This window comes from Serratia sp. DFXYC6 (assembly GCF_057196085.1).
On the sequence record NZ_JBXUNV010000001.1, the window covers coordinates 1,231,936 to 1,250,269 of the forward strand.

The window sequence follows — 18,334 nt, forward strand, 5'->3', positions numbered from 1 at the left end:
TCACGAAACCGTTATTTCTTGGGCTTCTTTACCGCGGCTTTGGCTGCAGCCGGAGCTGCCGCTTCCTCTTCGACTGCTTCGTTGAATTCGCGGCCGTAGAAGGTATCCAGCATGATTTGCTTCAGTTCGGCAATCAGCGGATAGCGCGGGTTGGCGCCGGTGCATTGGTCGTCGAACGCGTCTTCCGACAGCTTGTCGACTTTCGCCAGGAAGTCTGCCTCCTGCACACCCGCCTCACGGATGGAGGTTGGGATGCCCAGCTCGGTTTTCAGCTCGTCCAGCCAGGCCAGCAGTTTCTCAATCTTCTGCGCGGTGCGGTCGCCCGGTGCGCTCAGGCCGAGGTGGTCGGCGATTTCAGCGTAGCGGCGGCGCGCCTGAGGGCGGTCGTACTGGCTGAAGGCCGTCTGCTTGGTCGGGTTGTCGTTCGCGTTGTAGCGAATGACGTTGGAAATCAGCATCGCGTTGGCCAGGCCGTGCGGAATGTGGAACTCCGAACCCAGTTTGTGCGCCATGGAGTGACAAACCCCGAGGAAGGCGTTGGCGAAAGCGATACCGGCGATGGTGGCGGCGTTGTGCACGCGTTCACGGGCAACCGGGTTTTTCGCGCCTTCTTTGTAGCTGGCCGGCAGATACTCTTTCAACAGTTTCAGCGCCTGCAGCGCCTGGCCGTCGGAGTATTCGTTCGCCAGCACCGAGACGTAGGCTTCCAGCGCGTGGGTCACCGCATCCAGGCCACCGAAGGCGCACAGGGATTTCGGCATGTTCATCACCAGGTTGGCGTCGACAATCGCCATGTCCGGGGTCAGCGCATAGTCGGCCAGCGGGTATTTCTGCCCGGTGGCGTCGTCGGTCACGACCGCGAACGGCGTGACTTCTGAACCGGTACCTGAGGTTGTGGTGATGGCGATCATTTTCGCTTTCACGCCCATTTTCGGGAATTTGTAGATACGCTTGCGGATGTCCATGAAGCGCAGCGCCAGATCCTCGAAGTGGGTTTCAGGATGTTCGTACAGCACCCACATGATTTTCGCGGCGTCCATCGGCGAACCGCCGCCCAGCGCGATGATGACGTCCGGTTTGAAGGAGTTCATCTGCTCGGCGCCTTTGCGCACGATGCTCAGCGTCGGATCGGCTTCCACTTCGAAGAACACTTCGGTTTCGATGCCGTGAGACTTCAGAACCTTGGTGATCTGGTCAGCATAGCCGTTGTTGAACAGGAAACGGTCGGTCACGATGAAGGCGCGTTTCGCCCCGTCGGTCGCCACTTCTTCCAGCGCGATAGGCAGCGAGCCACGGCGGAAGTAGATCGATTTCGGAAGTTTGTGCCACAACATGTTTTCTGCTCGCTTCGCTACAGTTTTCTTGTTGATCAGGTGTTTAGGTCCGACGTTTTCAGAGATGGAGTTGCCACCCCAGGAACCGCAACCCAGCGTCAGCGAAGGCGCGAGTTTGAAGTTATACAGGTCGCCGATACCGCCCTGAGAAGCCGGGGTGTTGATCAGGATGCGAGCCGTTTTCATTTTATCGCCGAAGTAGGCGATGCGAGCCGTTTGGTTATCCTGGTCGGTGTACAGGCAGGAGGTGTGGCCGATACCGCCCATGGCGACCAGTTTTTCGGCTTTGGCGACGGCGTCTTCGAAGTCTTTGGCACGGTACATCGCCAGGGTAGGCGACAGTTTTTCATGTGCGAAAGGTTCGGACTCGTCGACCAGCTTCACTTCACCGATCAGCACTTTGGTGTTGGCCGGCACTTTGATGCCTGCCATTTCGGCGATTTTCGGTGCGGATTGCCCGACGATGGCCGCATTCAGGCCGCCGTTTTTCAGGATGATGTCCTGCACCGCTTTCAGTTCTTTACCCTGCAGCAGATAGCCGCCGTGGGAAGCGAAGCGTTCGCGTACCGCATCATAGATAGCGTCAACGACGATGACCGACTGTTCGGAAGCGCAGATAACGCCACTGTCGAAGGTTTTGGACATCAGGATAGAGGCGACCACGCGCTTGATGTCTGCGGTTTCGTCTACCACGACCGGCGTATTACCGGCGCCGACGCCGATGGCCGGTTTGCCGGAGCTGTAGGCGGCTTTCACCATGCCCGGGCCACCGGTGGCCAGGATCAGGTTGATGTCAGGATGGTGCATCAGCTGGTTGGACAGCTCGACGGTAGGTTGGTCGATCCAACCGATGATGTCTTTTGGTGCGCCGGCGGCGATAGCGGCTTGCAGCACGATATCGGCGGCTTTATTGGTGGCATTCTTCGCACGCGGGTGCGGCGAGAAGATGATGCCGTTACGGGTTTTCAGGCTGATCAGCGCTTTGAAGATCGCGGTAGAAGTTGGGTTGGTGGTAGGGACGATACCGCAAATCAGGCCGATAGGTTCGGCGATGGTGATGGTACCGAAAGTGTCATCTTCAGACAGGATGCCACAGGTTTTTTCATCTTTATAGGCGTTGTAGATGTACTCGGAAGCGAAGTGGTTTTTGATCACTTTGTCTTCGACGATACCCATTCCGGATTCTTCCACGGCCATTTTGGCCAACGGGATACGGGCATCAGCAGCGGCGAGGGCGGCAGCGCGGAAGATTTTATCCACTTGCTCTTGAGTGAAGTTGGCATATTCGCGCTGGGCTTTTTTGACACGTGCGACAAGCTCGTTCAGTTCAGCGACATTCGTTACAGCCATAATGCTCTCCTGATAATGTTAAACTCTTTCAGTAAATAAGCCGTGCGAGCCACTAGTATAGTCATAACGGGAATAAACGGTGATTCGAATACCGGGGGTTTCCCGCGTTATTTCTTCGCATGCTGCTGATTTGCTTAAAGAGCTTTACCCTGCGCCAACCTGAGGGGCAGGCAGTGAAGAGAACGGAACCGGCTGGATTGCCACCGACTTTGTTCTACTCCCTGACTACGACTAAGAGCTTACCCACTGTTGGGTAGTTGATTTGTGATCTAAATCATGAAAAGTGCAAGCTGACACCTTTCAGCTTGACGGTGTTGAGAGTGATTATCAATAACTGTGATCGATGACTCTTTTTTCAACATAAAAAATCAAAAGGCCATACATCACTTTAACAAAGGGCATTTGTTTTGTTGCCTAACTTGCTGGTAGTCAAAAATGCTGCTCTGGCTGGATGGATTACCCGCGGCAATTCCATTACATTAGCGCGCATAGGCAGCACACCTTTTTATAGCACTTAACGCGGAGCCATCTGTGGGCCAATCTCTGTTGGATCTTTCCGGCTTTATCAAGTTCTTTGTCGGTCTGTTTGCACTGGTCAACCCGGTGGGCATCTTGCCGGTGTTTATCAGCATGACCAGCTACCAGGCGGAAGCAGGGCGCAATAAAACCAACCTGACCGCTAACCTGTCGGTCGCCATTATTTTGTGGACATCGCTGTTCCTGGGCGAAGGGATCTTGCGGATGTTCGGCATCTCCATCGATTCGTTCCGCATCGCCGGCGGTATTCTGGTGGTGACCATCGCCATGTCGATGATCAGCGGCAAGCTGGGAGAAGACAAACAGAACAAACAGGAAAAATCGGAGAGCGCGATCCGCGAGAGCATCGGCGTGGTGCCGTTAGCACTGCCGCTGATGGCGGGGCCGGGGGCGATCAGTTCCACCATCGTGTGGAGTTCCCGTTATCACAACTGGCAAAGCCTGCTCGGCTTTACGGTCGCGATCGCCTTGTTCGCCTTTTGCTGTTGGTTGTTGTTCCGCGCCGCGCCGCTGTTGGTGCGTTTGCTTGGGCAGACCGGCATCAACGTGATCACCCGTATCATGGGTCTGTTGCTGATGGCGCTCGGGATCGAGTTTATCGTTACCGGCATTAAGGCGATATTCCCCGGCCTGTTGTAATACCCTTTGTTTAGCCGCGCACCTTTCGCCTTGGCGCGGCTAAAATTAATTTTAAAGTTTAAATTATTTATTGGTTCGCATTGTTATAGTGCACAGGATGAATAAAATTTATGCGGTTGCACTCTTATGTTGCATAAATCTCATGTTGCTGTGCAAAAAAAACGCTAAGCGTTATTTCAGACACTTTTCTTCCCCCATTTCCGCGCGTTTTGCCCCCGCTCAACGGTAAAGCTGTTGTTAAATTAATCACATCATTCTGTGGGGCTTGTCTCACTTTCATCCAGGTGTTATTAGTGATTAACCGACCATAGGCAGGTGTTTGTTCTTTGAATGCCCGGATTGTTAACTGAATGTTTCTTTGTGCGGTAATGAGATTGCGTTGATGGTTTCAAATGAAATGATTTCGTCTTTTTTTTCTTTAAAATCATAGTGATGATTTTGTTTCTCCGCGTCCTCGATCTTGGGGGCCGGATCGGGCTTCGTGCGATAAAAGAGAATTGCTTAACATTTTCGTAAAATTTATTGGCTATGGAATTTGGCTTCTGCTAATTTCCGAGCAACTTTCCCGTGGTCAATTAACTGAAATGCGCCATAAAAACGGGAATGATTTTTGCTGGTATCCGTTTATTTAGAATTCTTATAAACACTTCACAAACTTCGATAAGCGATGCTTGTCGGTGAAAAGGAGCCTCGATTATGCAGCAAACCCTGAAGTGCACTTCTTTGACCTTGTTGATTAGCGGCGCGCTGAGCGTCGGCGCCATAAATAGCAGTTTGGCGGCGGAAGTGCCGGCCGGCGTTCAGTTGGCGCAGCAGCAGAATATTGTGATCAACAACGGCAGCGAAGTGGCTTCATTGGATCCGCATAAGGTCGAGGGCGTACCGGAAAGCAATATCATTCTTAACCTGCTGGAAGGGCTGGTGAGCACCGACGCCAACGGGCATGTGGTGCCGGCGGCGGCGGGGAGCTGGGAAAACCAGAATTATCAGCAATGGACCTTCCACCTGCGCCCCGGCGCGGTGTGGAGCGACGGCAGCCCGGTGACCGCGCAAGACTTCGTCTACAGCTGGCAGCGCCTGGCCGATCCGAAAATCGCCTCGCCCTATGCCAGCTACCTGCAGTACACCAAAGTCGACAATATCGACGATATCCTGACCGGTAAGAAGCCTCCACAGGCCCTCGGCGTCAAGGCGCTGGACGACCAGACGCTGCAGGTGACGCTGAGCGAACCGGTGCCGTATTTCATCAGCATGCTGAGCCACACGTCGCTCAAACCGGTGAAGCGCGCGGTAGTGGAGAAATTCGGCGACAAATGGACGCTGCCCGCCAACTATGTCGGCAACGGCGCTTACCGTCTGAAAGAGTGGGTGGTGAACGAGCGCATTGTGCTGGAGCGCAGCCCGAGCTACTGGAACAACAAGCAGACGGTGATCAATCAGGCGACCTTCCTGCCGATTGCTTCCGAAGTCAGCGACGTCAACCGTTTCCGCAGCGGCGAGATCGACATCACCAACAGCGCCATTCCGCCGTACCTGTACGTCAAAATGAAGCGTGAAGTGCCCGAGCAACTGCACGTTAACCCTTATCTGTGCACTTTCTATTACGAACTCAATAACCAGCGGGCGCCGTTCACCGATCCGCGGGTGCGTGCGGCGGTGAAGATGACGCTGGATCGCGACATCATCGCCAACAAGATCATGGGCCAGGGGCAGATCCCGGCCTACAGTTTCACGCCAACCTTCACCGAAGGCGCCAACTTCACGCAGCCCGCCTGGGCCGGCTGGAGCCAGGAACAGCGCAACGCCGAAGCCAAGAAACTGCTGGCAGAAGCGGGTTACAGCGACGCCAAGCCGCTGAAATTCTCGCTGCTGTACAACACCTCCGATCAAAACAAACAGCAGGCGATCGCCGCCGCGTCGATGTGGAAAAAGAACCTCGGCGCCGACGTCACGCTGCGCAATCAGGAGTGGAAGACCTCGCTGGAAAGCCGCCATCAGGGGCAATACGACGTGGCGCGCGCCACCTGGTGCGGGGATTACAACGAGCCCAGCGCGTTCCTGAACCTGGTGCTGTCCAACAGCAGCATCAATACCGTGTTTTATAAGAGCCCGGCGTTCGACGCCATCATGGCCGCCACCCTGAAGGCACCGGATGAGGCCGCGCGCGCCGCGCTCTATCAGCAGGCAGAAGCGCAACTGGACAAAGACTCCGCGTTGATCCCGGTGTATTACCGCGTCAGCGCGCGGTTGATTAAGCCGACGGTAGGCGGGTTCACCGGCAAAGATCCGCTGGACTATACCGACGTTAAAAATCTTTACATTATCAAGCAGTAAAGGGGTATTCCTCACGCCGAGGCGCTGGGGAATATAGGGAAGGCCGGCCGCCGCATTCGTTCCGCGGCGGCGGGAAAACAGAGTCCGCTTACGGGCAACGCAGGTTCCACGAAGAGCCTGTGATAATAAAAACTGGAGTCGATAAGTATGACCAACATCACGAAGAAAACCCTCATTGCCGCCGGCGTCATCGCCGCGCTCGGCATCACAGCAACCACCGGCGCGTTCGCCGCCGACGTTCCTGCGGGGGTGCAGCTGGCGGATAAGCAAGAAATCGTCAAAAACAACGGTTCCGAAGTGCAGTCGCTGGATCCGCATAAAATCGAGGGCGTGCCGGAAAACAACGTGACCCGCGATCTGATGGAAGGCCTGGCGAACAACAGCCCGGACGGTTCCATCGTGCCGGGCGTCGCGGAAAGCTGGGATAACAAGGATTTCAAAGTCTGGACCTTCCACCTGCGCAAAGACGCCAAATGGTCCAACGGCAAGCCGGTGACGGCGCAAGATTTCGTCTACAGCTGGCAGCGCGTAGTGGATCCGAAAACCGCGTCGCCTTACGCCAGCTACCTGCAGTACGCCCATGTGGAAAACGTCGATGACATCATCGCCGGTAAAAAAGACAAGTCGACGCTGGGCGTGAAGGCCATCGACGACCACACTTTCCAGGTGACCCTGAGCGAGCCGGTGCCTTATCTGGTTGAAATGACCCCGCACTACGCCATGAAGCCGGTTTATAAAGAGGCGGTGGAGAAATTCGGCGAGAAGTGGACGCTGCCGGCCAACTACGTCAGCAACGGCGCCTACAAACTGAAAGACTGGATTGTCAACGAACGCATCGTACTGGAACGCAACCCGGAATATTGGGATAACGCCAAAACCATCATCAATAAAGTGACGTTCCTGCCTATTTCGTCGGAAGTGACCGACGTTAACCGCTACCGCACCGGCGAAATCGACATGACTTATAACAACATGCCGATCGAACTGTTCCAGAAGCTGAAGAAAGAGATCCCGAAAGAGGTGCACGTCGATCCTTATCTGTGCACCTATTACTACGAAATCAACAACCAGAAGGCGCCGTTCACCGATGCGCGCGTGCGTGAAGCGCTGAAGCTGGGTATGGATCGCGACATCATCGTCAACAAGGTGAAAAACCAGGGCGATCTGCCGGCCTACAGCTTTACGCCGCCATACACCGACGGCGCCAAGCTGACCCCGCCGGAGTGGTTCGGCTGGACGCAGGAAAAACGCAACGAAGTGGCGAAGAAACTGCTGGCGGAAGCCGGCTACGGCCCGGGTAAACCGCTGACCTTCTCCCTGTTGTACAACACGTCAGACCTGCACAAGAAGCTGGCGATCGCCGCCGCCTCCATCTGGAAGAAAAATCTGGGCGTGGACGTGAAGCTGGTGAACCAGGAGTGGAAAACCTTCCTGGATACCCGCCATCAGGGCACCTATGACGTGGCGCGCGCCGGCTGGTGCGCCGACTACAACGAACCGAGTTCGTTCCTGAACATGATGCTGTCCGACAGCAGCAGTAACACCCCGCACTACAAAAGCGCCGAGTTCGATAAGCTGATGGCCAACGTGTTGACCGCGAAGAGCAAAGACGAGCGCGCCGATCTGTATCAGAAAGCGGAAGTTCAGCTGGATAAAGATTCCGCCATCGTTCCGCTGTATTACTACGTGAACGCCCGTCTGGTGAAACCTTACGTTGGTGGCTACACCGGCAAAGACCCGCTTGATAACGTGTACGACAAAAACCTGTACATCATCAAGCATTGATACGGTAAGAGCCGGCGGCCTGGCCGCCGGCCCATGTTGAGAATAATAAGCCGTTATCAGGCTGTCGCACAGGGTTAGGGCAATGCTTAAATTTATACTTCGTCGCTTGTTGGAAGCGATCCCGACACTATTTATCCTTATCACCATCTCATTCTTCATGATGCGCCTGGCGCCCGGCAGTCCATTTACCGGGGAACGCGCATTACCGCCGGAAGTCATGGCGAATATCGAAGCCAAATACCATTTGAACGACCCGATCTGGAAACAGTACGGTCATTATCTGGCGCAGCTTGCGCAGGGAGACTTCGGCCCGTCCTTTAAATACAAGGATTATTCGGTCAACGATTTGGTGGCCAGCTCTTTCCCGGTCTCCGCCAAACTCGGTCTGGCCGCGTTTCTGCTGGCGGTGGTGCTGGGCGTGAGCGCCGGTGTGATCGCCGCGCTGAACCAGAACACCAAATGGGACTATACGGTGATGGGGTTCGCCATGACCGGGGTGGTGATACCCAGTTTCGTGGTGGCGCCGCTGTTGGTGCTGATCTTCGCCATCACGTTGAAATGGCTGCCGGGCGGCGGCTGGAACGGCGGTGCGCCTAAGTTCATCATCTTGCCGATGGTGGCGTTGTCGCTGGCCTATATCGCCAGCATCGCCCGTATCACGCGCGGCTCGATGATTGAAGTGTTGCACTCCAACTTCATCCGCACCGCGCGCGCCAAAGGCTTGCCGATGCGTCGCATCATTTTCCGCCACGCGCTGAAGCCGGCGCTGTTGCCGGTGCTGTCCTACATGGGCCCGGCGTTCGTCGGGATCATCACCGGTTCAATGGTGATCGAAACCATCTACGGTCTGCCGGGGATCGGCCAGCTGTTCGTTAACGGCGCGCTGAACCGCGACTACTCCCTGGTGTTGAGCCTGACCATTCTGGTGGGCGCTCTGACCATTCTGTTCAACGCGATCGTCGATGTGCTGTATGCGGTCATCGATCCGAAAATCCGTTATTAATCTGGAGCACGCGAATGATGTTGACTAAAAAGAACAGCGAAGCTCTGGAACACTTCAGCGAGAAGCTGGAAGTGGAAGGGCGCAGCCTGTGGCAAGACGCGCGTCGGCGTTTTATGCACAACCGCGCGGCGGTCAGCAGCCTGTTCATACTGGCGCTGATCACACTGTTTGTGGTGCTGGCGCCGATGCTGTCGCAATTCGCCTACGACGATACCGATTGGGCGATGATGTCCGCCGCACCCAGCGTTGAATCGGGGCACTATTTCGGCACCGACTCCTCCGGGCGCGATCTGCTGGTGCGCGTGGCGATCGGCGGGCGCATCTCGCTGATGGTCGGCGTGGCGGCGGCGCTGGTGGCGGTGATCGTCGGCACCCTGTACGGCGCGATGTCCGGCTATCTGGGCGGCAAGATCGACTCGGTGATGATGCGCCTGCTGGAGATCCTCAACTCCTTCCCGTTCATGTTCTTCGTGATCCTGCTGGTGACCTTCTTCGGCCAGAATATCCTGCTGATCTTCGTGGCGATCGGCATGGTGTCGTGGTTGGACATGGCGCGTATCGTGCGCGGCCAAACCCTCGGTCTGAAGCGCAAGGAGTTCATCGAAGCGGCGCTGGTGTGCGGCGTCTCCACGCGCAACATCGTGCTACGGCATATCGTGCCGAACGTGCTCGGCGTGGTGGTGGTGTATGCCTCGTTGCTGGTGCCGAGCATGATCCTGTTCGAATCCTTCCTCAGCTTCCTGGGGCTGGGTACGCAGGAGCCGCTGAGCAGCTGGGGCGCATTGCTCAGCGACGGCGCCAACTCAATGGAAGTTTCACCGTGGTTGCTGCTGTTCCCGGCGGGTTTCCTGGTTGTCACTCTGTTCTGTTTCAACTTCATCGGCGATGGCCTGCGTGACGCCCTCGACCCGAAAGATCGTTAAGGAGTGCCACCATGAGCACCATTGAACATCCTGAGCTGCAAACCGCCGTCGGCGTTAAAGCGTCGCCGCTGCTGGACGTGAAAGACCTGCGCGTCACGTTTTCCACCCCGGACGGCGACGTGACGGCGGTGAACGATCTGAACTTCGATCTGCGCGCCGGTGAAACGCTGGGCATCGTCGGCGAATCCGGCTCCGGCAAATCGCAGACCGCGTTCGCCCTGATGGGGTTGCTGGCCAGCAATGGCCGCATCGGCGGCTCGGCCAAATTCAACGGCCGCGAAATCCTCAACCTGCCGGAAAACCAGCTCAACAAGCTGCGGGCCGAAGAGATCTCGATGATCTTCCAGGACCCGATGACCTCGCTCAACCCGTATATGCGCGTTGGCGAACAGCTGATGGAAGTGCTGATGCTGCATAAGAAAATGAGCAAAAGCGAAGCCTTCGAAGAGTCGGTGCGCATGCTCGACGCGGTGAAAATGCCGGAAGCGCGCAAGCGCATGCGCATGTATCCGCATGAGTTTTCCGGCGGCATGCGCCAGCGCGTGATGATCGCCATGGCGCTGCTGTGCCGGCCGAAGCTGCTGATCGCCGACGAGCCGACTACCGCGCTGGACGTGACCGTCCAGGCGCAGATCATGACGCTGCTCAACGAGCTCAAGCGCGAGTTCAACACCGCCATCATCATGATCACCCACGATCTGGGCGTGGTGGCCGGCATCTGCAACAAGGTGCTGGTGATGTACGCCGGCCGCACCATGGAATACGGCAGCGCGCGCGAGGTGTTCTACCAGCCGAGCCACCCGTACTCCATCGGGTTGTTGAACGCGGTGCCGCGCCTCGACGCCGAAGGCGAAGCGTTGCTGACCATTCCCGGCAACCCGCCGAACCTGCTGCGGCTGCCGAAAGGTTGCCCGTTCCAGCCGCGCTGCCCGTACGCCATGGAACAGTGCGCGAGCGCTCCGCCATTGGAGCAATTTGGGGAAGGGCGCCTGCGCGCCTGCTTTAAACCGGTGGAGGCGTTGGTATGACAGCGGTAACCGACAAGAAAGTGCTGCTCGAAGTGGCCGATCTGAAAGTGCACTTCGACATTCATGACGATAAGCAGTGGTTCTGGCAGCCGCCGAAAACCCTGAAGGCGGTCGATGGCGTTACGCTGCGGCTGTTCGAGGGGGAAACCCTGGGCGTGGTCGGCGAATCCGGCTGCGGTAAATCCACCTTCGCGCGCGCCATCATCGGCCTGGTGAAGGCCACCAGCGGGCGCGTCGCCTGGCTGGGTAAAGATCTGCTGGGCATGAACGACGCCGACTGGCGCAAAACCCGCAGCGATATCCAGATGATCTTCCAGGATCCGCTGGCTTCGCTCAATCCGCGCATGACCATCGGCGAAATCATCGCCGAGCCGCTGCGCACTTACTACCCGAAAATGCCGCGTCAGGAAGTGAAGGACAAGGTCAAGGCGATGATGCTGAAGGTCGGCCTGCTGCCTAACCTGATCAACCGTTATCCGCACGAGTTCTCCGGCGGCCAATGCCAGCGCATCGGCATCGCGCGCGCGCTGATCCTCGAACCGAAACTGGTGATCTGCGACGAGCCGGTTTCCGCATTGGACGTGTCGATTCAGGCGCAGGTGGTAAACCTGTTGCAGCAGCTGCAGCGCGAAATGGGGCTGTCATTGATCTTTATCGCCCACGATTTGGCGGTGGTGAAGCACATTTCCGATCGCGTGCTGGTGATGTATCTGGGCCATGCGGTGGAGCTGGGCACCTATGACGAGGTGTACCACAATCCGCAGCACCCTTACACCAAGGCGCTGATGTCGGCGGTGCCTATTCCGGATCCGGACAAGGAGAAGGAAAAGCAGATCCAGCTGTTGGAAGGGGAGCTGCCTTCGCCGATCAACCCGCCGTCCGGCTGCGTGTTCCGCACCCGCTGCCCGATCGCCGGGCCGGAGTGCGCCAAGACGCGTCCGCTGCTGGAGGGCAGTTTCCGTCATGCGGTTTCATGCCTGAAGGTCGATCCGCTGTAATGCGCCGCTAGCCGGCAACAAAAAGCCCCGCTGAGTCAGCGGGGCTTTTTTTATCCGAAATATGAGCGGCGAATCACTCTTTCCACAGAATGTGGCACAGCTTGTGGTCTTTCTCGCGGCAGATCAGCACGCGGGCGAACACGTCGTTGATCGGCTCGCCGTCGCTGTCCGCCAGACCGATCACCACTTCGGCGAAGAAGTCCGGATTCTGGTCGTAATCCACGTGCTCGCTCCAGTCTTCGGAGGGGTCGTACAGTTCTGCGCCGCCGCGCTCTTCAAACTGCAGATTGAACAGCAGAATATCCGCCGGATCCAGATTGTCGCCGGCCAATTCGAGGAAGATGTCGTAGGCCTGTTCCAGCGTTTCGTCTTCGGTAAGGCGGTTATTCAAATCCATAAAAAAATCCTGATAACAAATGATTTGGCGCTATTAAAGCACGCTCGCCGCGGCTTTTACAGCAACGGGCTGAAAAAGTAGAACAGGCGCTCGACCAGGCGGTGCCAGAATGGCCGCTTCAACCACTCTTTGGCGTTCAGCAGCCTGGAACGAGCGATGTAATCTTCCTGCACGCAGGCCAGATCGCTGCCGAAGCCGTCGTCATCGATCACCAGGGTGATCTCGAAGTTGAGCCACAGGCTACGCATATCGAGATTGACGGTGCCGACCAGGCTGAGCTGGCCGTCGACCAGCACGCTCTTGGTGTGCAACAGGCCGCCTTCGAACTGATAGATTTTCACGCCGGCTTCCAGCAGCTCGGAGAAGAACGCCCGGCTGGCCCAGCGCACCATCATCGAATCGTTGTCGCGCGGCACGATGATGCTGACCTCAACGCCGCGCAGAGCGGCGGTGCAGATGGCGTGCAGCAGATCGTCGCTCGGCACGAAGTACGGCGTGGTCATGATCAGCTGTTCGCGCGCGGAATAAACCGCGGTCAGCAGCGCCTGGTGGATCATCTCCTCGGGGAAGCCGGGGCCGGAGGCGATCACCTGAATGGTATGGCCGCTTTCCTGCTCGAACGGCATGATGTTGACGTCCGGCGGCGGCGGCAGAATGCGCTTGCCGGTTTCAATCTCCCAGTCGCAGGCATAGACGATGCCCATCGTAGTGGCCACCGGGCCTTCCATGCGCGCCATCAGATCGATCCATTGGCCGACGCCCGCATCCTGCTTGAAATAGCGCGGGTCGACCATGTTCATGCTGCCGGTATAGGCGATGTAGTTGTCGATCAGCACCACCTTGCGGTGCTGGCGCAGATCCATGCGGCGCAGGAATACGCGCAGCAGGTTGACCTTCAGCGCTTCGACTACTTCGATGCCTGCGTTGCGCATCATCGCCGGGTAGGGGCTGCGGAAAAATGGCAGGCTGCCGGCGGAGTCCAGCATCAGGCGGCAGTGTACGCCGCGCCGCGCGGCGGCCATCAGCGATTCGGCCACCTGATCGACCAGGCCGCCGGGCTGCCAGATATAGAACACCATTTCGATGTTGTGGCGCGCCAGCTCGATGTCGCGGATCAGCGCTTTCAACGTGTCGTCGGTAGTGGTGAGCAGCTGCAGCTGGTTGCCCTTGACGCCGTCGATGTCCTGGCGGCGGTTGCACAGCTGGAACAGCGGTTCGGCGACTTCACTGTATTCGGTGGCGAAGATGCGGCGGCTCTCTTTCAACTCTTTCAGCCAGCGCGCGGTCGACGGCCACATGGCCTTGGCGCGCTCGGCACGGCGCTTGCCCAGGTGCAGTTCGCCGAACGATAAATAGGCGACGATGCCGAACAACGGCAGAATATAGATAACCAGCAGCCAGGCCATGGCAGAGGGAACCGCACGGCGTTTCATCAAAATGCGCATCGTCACGCCGGCGATCAGCAGCCAGTAGCCGAACACCATGAGCCAACTGATTACGGTATAAAATGTTGTCATAAAGGCGAAAAATCCCGTTCGCAAACCACCAATGATGAGTGTACGCACAGATCGGGCAAGGCGAAACCTTTTATCGGCGCTTATGTTACATAAATATGATGAAGTTAAGGCACTTGCCGAAATTGAAAGAGCGGCTTTTGCCCGCGTGGCGTCCGCTGTGCCGCCGATAACGGCGGCTTGGATCGCGGGCGGAAAGGGCTATAATGCCCGCGGTTGGCATTAGACGAACGAGTGACGGAATTATGAGACGCAGTAGAAATGAAGTGGGCCGCTGGCGCATGTTGCGGCAGAGCCAACGTCGGCGGCATCGCTGGCTGGAACGCCAGTCGTGCAGCAATCGCCATATTATCCGGGTGCGGCGCCGCCTGGACGATCAGCATCGGCGCGCGCTGCTGTTTGCGGTATCCTGCGAGTGGTAAAACGAAAACAGTCCCGTAAGGGACTGTTTTGTTATGGCGTCTGAGTTATTTGCCCAAATAGGCGTTGAGCATCCAGACCTGTTTTTCCTGCTCTTTGATGTAATCGCTCATCAGCGACGCGGTGCCTTCGTCGCCGGCGTCTGCCGCCACCGTCAGCAGCTCACGCTGCTGTTGCAGCAAGATTGAATACCCTTCCAACAGGCCGCGCAGCGTACCCTTATCATCGGTCACGTTGGTGTGTTCCTTGATGTCGGCGGTTTTCAGATAATCGCTGAAAGCGTGACGCGGTTGCGAGCCCAACGTCAGAATACGTTCCGCCAGCTCATCCACCTTGGTCAGCAGATCGTTATATGTCTCTTCGAATTTCGCGTGCAGTTCAAAGAACTGCGGGCCGGTAATGTTCCAATGATAGCCGCGCACGTTCATATACAGCACCTGATAGTTTGCCAACAGCGCATTGAGCGCTTCGGCGAGTTTTGCCGATTGTTTACTGTCAAGGCCGATATGGGTTTTCGCTGCTTTCTTTGCCGTTGCCATAATAATCTTCTCCTGATTATTTGTTCCGATAGTAGACAGAATCAATTTCCATAGCTGTTACAGTAACCGGATTTATCGCAGGGTTAAATACGATAACAGGCATTATTGCCATCGCTCAAACCGATGACGATAAATCCGTCGAGCAAATTGCCGAATCAGTTTACGCAGGTTCCGCAGGCGAAAAAAGCCGCTTTTCTCGGTTACTTGCGCAGCGCCAGTTTTACCACACCTGCGCCCAGCGCCATTAACAGCGCGGCGGCGATCAGTACCGAAATAAAGGCGCGATCAAAGGCCAGACGCGCCAGCTGCGTCAACTGCTGCGCGCGATCGGCCGCCATTCCGGCCGCCAGGCGCAACGCTTCGTCGATGCTGTCGTAGGCTAAATCGCTGACCGGCAGCTCCGCCGGCAGCGCCAGAGTGTGGCTGTAAACCGCCGTCATCAGCCCGCCGAGCAACGTCACGCCCAGCACGCCGCCCAGCTCGTAGGAGACGTCTTCGATGGACGCCGCCATGCCGGATTTCTCCTCCGGCGCGTTCAGCATGATGGCGGTGGAAGCGGCGGTGATCACGCCGCCGAGGCCAAAGCCCACCAACGCCAGGCTCACCAGCTGCGGCGCTATGCCGCTCTGAGACAGCAGGGCGAGGGCGGCAATGCCGAAGGTGGTCAGGGCGAAACCGCCGAGGATGATGCTGCGTTCGCCGTAGCGCGGCAACAGTAAACCGGCCATCGGCCCCGCCAGCGCCGAGGCCAGCGGGATCGGCAAGATGAACAGCGCCGCCTGCAGCGGACTGAGGCCGAGCACCAGTTGCAAGCGTTGGCTGAGCACCAGCTCGACGCCGATCAGCGCCACCATCGACAGCAATGCCACGCCGATGCCGCCGGCGAACAGCCGGTTGCGGAACAGAGAGAAATCGATCATCGGGTGGGCGCTGCGTTGCTGACGACGCACGAACAGCACCAGGAACAACACGCCGATCGCAGCCGCCGTGAGCAAGGCGCTGACGTCAGGCGCCGGCTTGCTCAATTCTTTCAGCGCATAGATAGCGCCGACCAGGCCTATCATGATCTGTATCGAGCCAACGATGTCGGCGGGGCGCGGGTTATCGCCGCCGCAGCGCGGGATCAGTTTCCATGCCAACGGCCAGACCAGCAACACCACCGGCACATTGATCAGGAACACCGAGCCCCACCAGAAATATTCCAACAGCAGGCCGCCGACCACCGGGCCGATGGCCGCGCCGCCGGAGGCCACCGACGCCCAGATGCCGATCGCCAGCGCGCGTTCGCGTTCGTCGGTAAAGACGTGGCGTACGATGGACAGCGTGGCGGGCATCATCATTGCCGCGCCAACGGCGAGGAATACCCGCGCGGCGATCAGCCACTCGGCGGTAGGCGAGAAAGCGGCGCACAGCGACGCGACGGCGAACACCGGCAGCCCGGCGAGAAACAGCCGTTTATGGCCGATGCGATCGCTCAGCATGCCGGCGCCAGGCAACAGACCGGCCACCACCAACGGGTAGGCGTTGACGATCCAGAGTTTTTGCGAGGCGCTGGCGTCCAGCGCCTGGGTTAAACGCGGCAGAGCGGTATATAACACCGTCATATCGATGACGATCAGGAACAGGGCGCTGGCGACCATCGTCAGGATCAACCAGCGGTTCTTGGCGTACATAAGTCATAATCCAGTTAAAGTGGGCGGCGCGAAGGCGCCGCCATTCGGGTAACCCTCCGGCGATGCCGGGTGATATACTGGTGATAATATATATCCATACGTTCGTATTGAAAAGAAGGGTTTCTTAATGGGACGTCAACGCAGCATCGATCGCGACAAGGTTTTGGACACCGCCGAAGAGATCGTCGCCACTCAGGGGGCCGCCGGTTTGACCATCGACGCCGTCGCCAAAGCGATGGGGATCTCCAAGGGCGGGGTGCAGTACTGTTTCGGCAGCAAAGACGCCCTGATTGACGCCATGTTCGATCGCTGGGGCAGTGCCTACGAGACGCTGTTCGCCGCTATCGCCGGTGACGATCCTTCACCGCAGACCGGCGTGCGGGCGCATATGCTGGCGACGCAAAGCTCGGATCAGACCGCCAGCGCCAAGGCCGCCGGGCTGATGGCGACGCTGATTCAAACGCCGGAGCATCTGGCGAGCACGCGCGAATGGTATCGCAGCCGCATCGCCGGTTTGGATTTGACGACGGAGGAAGGCAAGCGCGCGCGCCTGGCGTTTCTCGCCACCGAAGGCGCCTTTATGCTGCGTTACTTTGGTTTGATGGATATCGATCAGGCGGAATGGGAAACGATGTTCACCGATATGCAGGCGTTGATTTTAACTGAGGGTGCCTATCGCACTGATAGCTAGTAAAGCCCGCAGTGAAAGGCGTATGTTTATCGCACAAGATATTCCCTCGAAGAACTTTTTAGCCAGCCACTCCGTGCTGGCTTTTTTTTTGTTTGCAGGCAAGCGTCCCAGCGGGGCCCCCTGAAGGCAGGGGGCGGGGGAAATTATTTACGGGCGTCCAACAGCGACTGGGCGTTCTCTGCGGTAACGACGGTCCACGGAATGTAGTAATGCTTCTGCGTGCCGCCTTCCCATTTCAGATCCTTGGCGTATTGTTTCCAGATCTCCGACTGCGGTTGATAGCTTTCCCCTTTCACGGCGCGCAGCGCGACGTCGATGGAACCCTGCATCTGGCCTTTGGCATCTTGCAGAATAGAGACCATTTCACCGGCCTGCACCGCATGAATCGCGTCGGAAACGCCGTCAACGCCGGCAATCGCGAAGTCCTTCACATTCAGGCCGGCGCCTTTGATCGCCTCGATAGCTCCCAGCGCCATCTCGTCGTTTTGGCCAATCACGCCGTTGATTTTGCCCCGGTGTTTCTGCAGCCAGTTTTCCATCAGCGGCTGCGCTTCCGCGCGTGACCAGTTGGCCGTTTTGCGTTCAAGTACGGTGACCTGGCCGACGCCGCACTCGGCAATCGCTTTATCATTGCCCTTGCCGCGCTGGATCTCGCCGCTGCCGCCTTTCGGGCCTTCGATAATCACCACGTTCACCTTTCGGTTCTTGCAGTCGAGTTTGTCCAGGACGGCTTTGGCTTCCAGGTATCCCCCCAACTCGTCATTAGACACTACTTCAGACGTCATCGCGTCCGTGTTCAGGCGCGCGTTGGTGACCACCACCGGAATTTTGGCTTCGTTGGCATTAGTGACGATATCGATATTGGCCTCAAAATCCATCGGGTTGACGATAATGGCATCGGCGCGCGTCTGGATAGCGGTGGCGGCCTGATCGTTTTGCACCGAGGCATCATAACGCCCATCATAGAAGGTCAGCACGGCTTCGCCGCTTTTCACCGCCGGGTGCTCCTTGCCGAACCTTTCCATCAATTGCACGAACTCGGCTTTGTTGCCGTACATCAATACCGCGATTTTTACCGGGGCGGCCTGAGCTGCCGACAGGCTACCGAGCATCATGGCAGAGGCAAACAACGCTATCTTGGTCTTATTCATGGTTTTCTCCTGGTAGAG

The 18,334-nt window shown here is 57.6% G+C and carries 15 protein-coding genes; 9 read left to right on the forward strand and 6 right to left on the reverse strand.

Features of this window, described 5'->3' with window-relative positions; genetic code table 11:
- Nucleotides 1–11: 11 nt before the first annotated feature.
- On the reverse strand, nt 12–2,684 hold the full coding sequence (gene adhE / locus AC2CGQ_RS06075; RefSeq protein ID WP_342578917.1) for a bifunctional acetaldehyde-CoA/alcohol dehydrogenase: 2,673 nt from the start codon (nt 2,682–2,684) through the stop codon (nt 12–14).
- A gap of 531 nt (nt 2,685–3,215) precedes the next feature.
- On the opposite strand from adhE, the gene AC2CGQ_RS06080 reads away from it, so the two are divergent.
- The 7 genes from AC2CGQ_RS06080 to oppF all read left to right on the forward strand — a co-directional run bounded on the left by AC2CGQ_RS06080 (nt 3,216) and on the right by oppF (nt 11,931).
- Nucleotides 3,216–3,860 (forward strand): YchE family NAAT transporter, encoded by a 645-nt coding sequence (locus AC2CGQ_RS06080; protein WP_015378089.1) that lies wholly within the window; start codon nt 3,216–3,218, stop codon nt 3,858–3,860.
- Nucleotides 3,861–4,556: 696 nt separating this feature from the next.
- Nucleotides 4,557–6,194: an ABC transporter substrate-binding protein gene (locus AC2CGQ_RS06085; RefSeq protein ID WP_325961768.1), complete on the forward strand. Its 1,638-nt coding sequence runs from the start codon at nt 4,557–4,559 to the stop codon at nt 6,192–6,194.
- A 147-nt stretch (nt 6,195–6,341) separates the two neighbouring features.
- The gene (gene oppA, locus AC2CGQ_RS06090; protein ID WP_004932153.1) at nt 6,342–7,979 is read left to right on the forward strand and encodes an oligopeptide ABC transporter substrate-binding protein OppA; all 1,638 of its coding nucleotides are present in this window, start codon (nt 6,342–6,344) and stop codon (nt 7,977–7,979) included.
- Between the two features lie 82 nt (nt 7,980–8,061).
- Complete coding sequence (oppB, locus tag AC2CGQ_RS06095; RefSeq protein ID WP_004932150.1) at nt 8,062–8,982, forward strand: oligopeptide ABC transporter permease OppB; 921 nt, start codon at nt 8,062–8,064, stop codon at nt 8,980–8,982.
- Between the two features lie 14 nt (nt 8,983–8,996).
- Entirely contained in the window at nt 8,997–9,905 is a 909-nt protein-coding gene (oppC, locus tag AC2CGQ_RS06100; RefSeq protein ID WP_004932149.1) for an oligopeptide ABC transporter permease OppC, read from the forward strand.
- An 11-nt stretch (nt 9,906–9,916) separates the two neighbouring features.
- On the forward strand, nt 9,917–10,933 hold the full coding sequence (gene oppD / locus AC2CGQ_RS06105; protein ID WP_044031106.1) for an ABC transporter ATP-binding protein: 1,017 nt from the start codon (nt 9,917–9,919) through the stop codon (nt 10,931–10,933).
- Complete coding sequence (gene oppF, locus AC2CGQ_RS06110; protein ID WP_004932143.1) at nt 10,930–11,931, forward strand: murein tripeptide/oligopeptide ABC transporter ATP binding protein OppF; 1,002 nt, start codon at nt 10,930–10,932, stop codon at nt 11,929–11,931. Before oppD ends, oppF begins: the two co-directional genes overlap by 4 nt.
- Before the next feature lie 73 nt (nt 11,932–12,004).
- Here the strand turns inward: oppF and AC2CGQ_RS06115 are convergent, their stop codons facing one another.
- On the reverse strand, nt 12,005–12,328 hold the full coding sequence (locus tag AC2CGQ_RS06115) for an HI1450 family dsDNA-mimic protein (RefSeq protein WP_484593514.1): 324 nt from the start codon (nt 12,326–12,328) through the stop codon (nt 12,005–12,007).
- Nucleotides 12,329–12,384: 56 nt separating this feature from the next.
- Nucleotides 12,385–13,845: a cardiolipin synthase gene (cls, locus tag AC2CGQ_RS06120; protein WP_484593515.1), complete on the reverse strand. Its 1,461-nt coding sequence runs from the start codon at nt 13,843–13,845 to the stop codon at nt 12,385–12,387.
- Nucleotides 13,846–14,087: 242 nt separating this feature from the next.
- On the opposite strand from cls, the gene AC2CGQ_RS06125 reads away from it, so the two are divergent.
- The gene (locus AC2CGQ_RS06125) at nt 14,088–14,264 is read left to right on the forward strand and encodes a YciY family protein (RefSeq protein ID WP_025159792.1); all 177 of its coding nucleotides are present in this window, start codon (nt 14,088–14,090) and stop codon (nt 14,262–14,264) included.
- A gap of 45 nt (nt 14,265–14,309) precedes the next feature.
- On the opposite strand, the gene AC2CGQ_RS06130 is transcribed toward AC2CGQ_RS06125, so the two are convergent.
- The gene (locus tag AC2CGQ_RS06130; RefSeq protein ID WP_004932132.1) at nt 14,310–14,801 is read right to left on the reverse strand and encodes a Dps family protein; all 492 of its coding nucleotides are present in this window, start codon (nt 14,799–14,801) and stop codon (nt 14,310–14,312) included.
- Nucleotides 14,802–15,001: 200 nt separating this feature from the next.
- On the reverse strand, nt 15,002–16,474 hold the full coding sequence (gene smfY / locus AC2CGQ_RS06135) for a multidrug efflux MFS transporter SmfY (protein WP_033632877.1): 1,473 nt from the start codon (nt 16,472–16,474) through the stop codon (nt 15,002–15,004).
- 127 nt (nt 16,475–16,601) lie between these two features.
- On the opposite strand from smfY, the gene AC2CGQ_RS06140 reads away from it, so the two are divergent.
- Nucleotides 16,602–17,165 carry a TetR/AcrR family transcriptional regulator gene (locus tag AC2CGQ_RS06140; protein WP_025303067.1) on the forward strand — a complete coding sequence of 188 codons (564 nt, stop codon included), beginning with the start codon at nt 16,602–16,604 and terminating at the stop codon, nt 17,163–17,165.
- Between the two features lie 143 nt (nt 17,166–17,308).
- On the opposite strand, the gene AC2CGQ_RS06145 is transcribed toward AC2CGQ_RS06140, so the two are convergent.
- On the reverse strand, nt 17,309–18,316 hold the full coding sequence (locus tag AC2CGQ_RS06145) for a substrate-binding domain-containing protein (protein ID WP_004932124.1): 1,008 nt from the start codon (nt 18,314–18,316) through the stop codon (nt 17,309–17,311).
- Between the last annotated feature and the right edge of the window lie 18 nt (nt 18,317–18,334).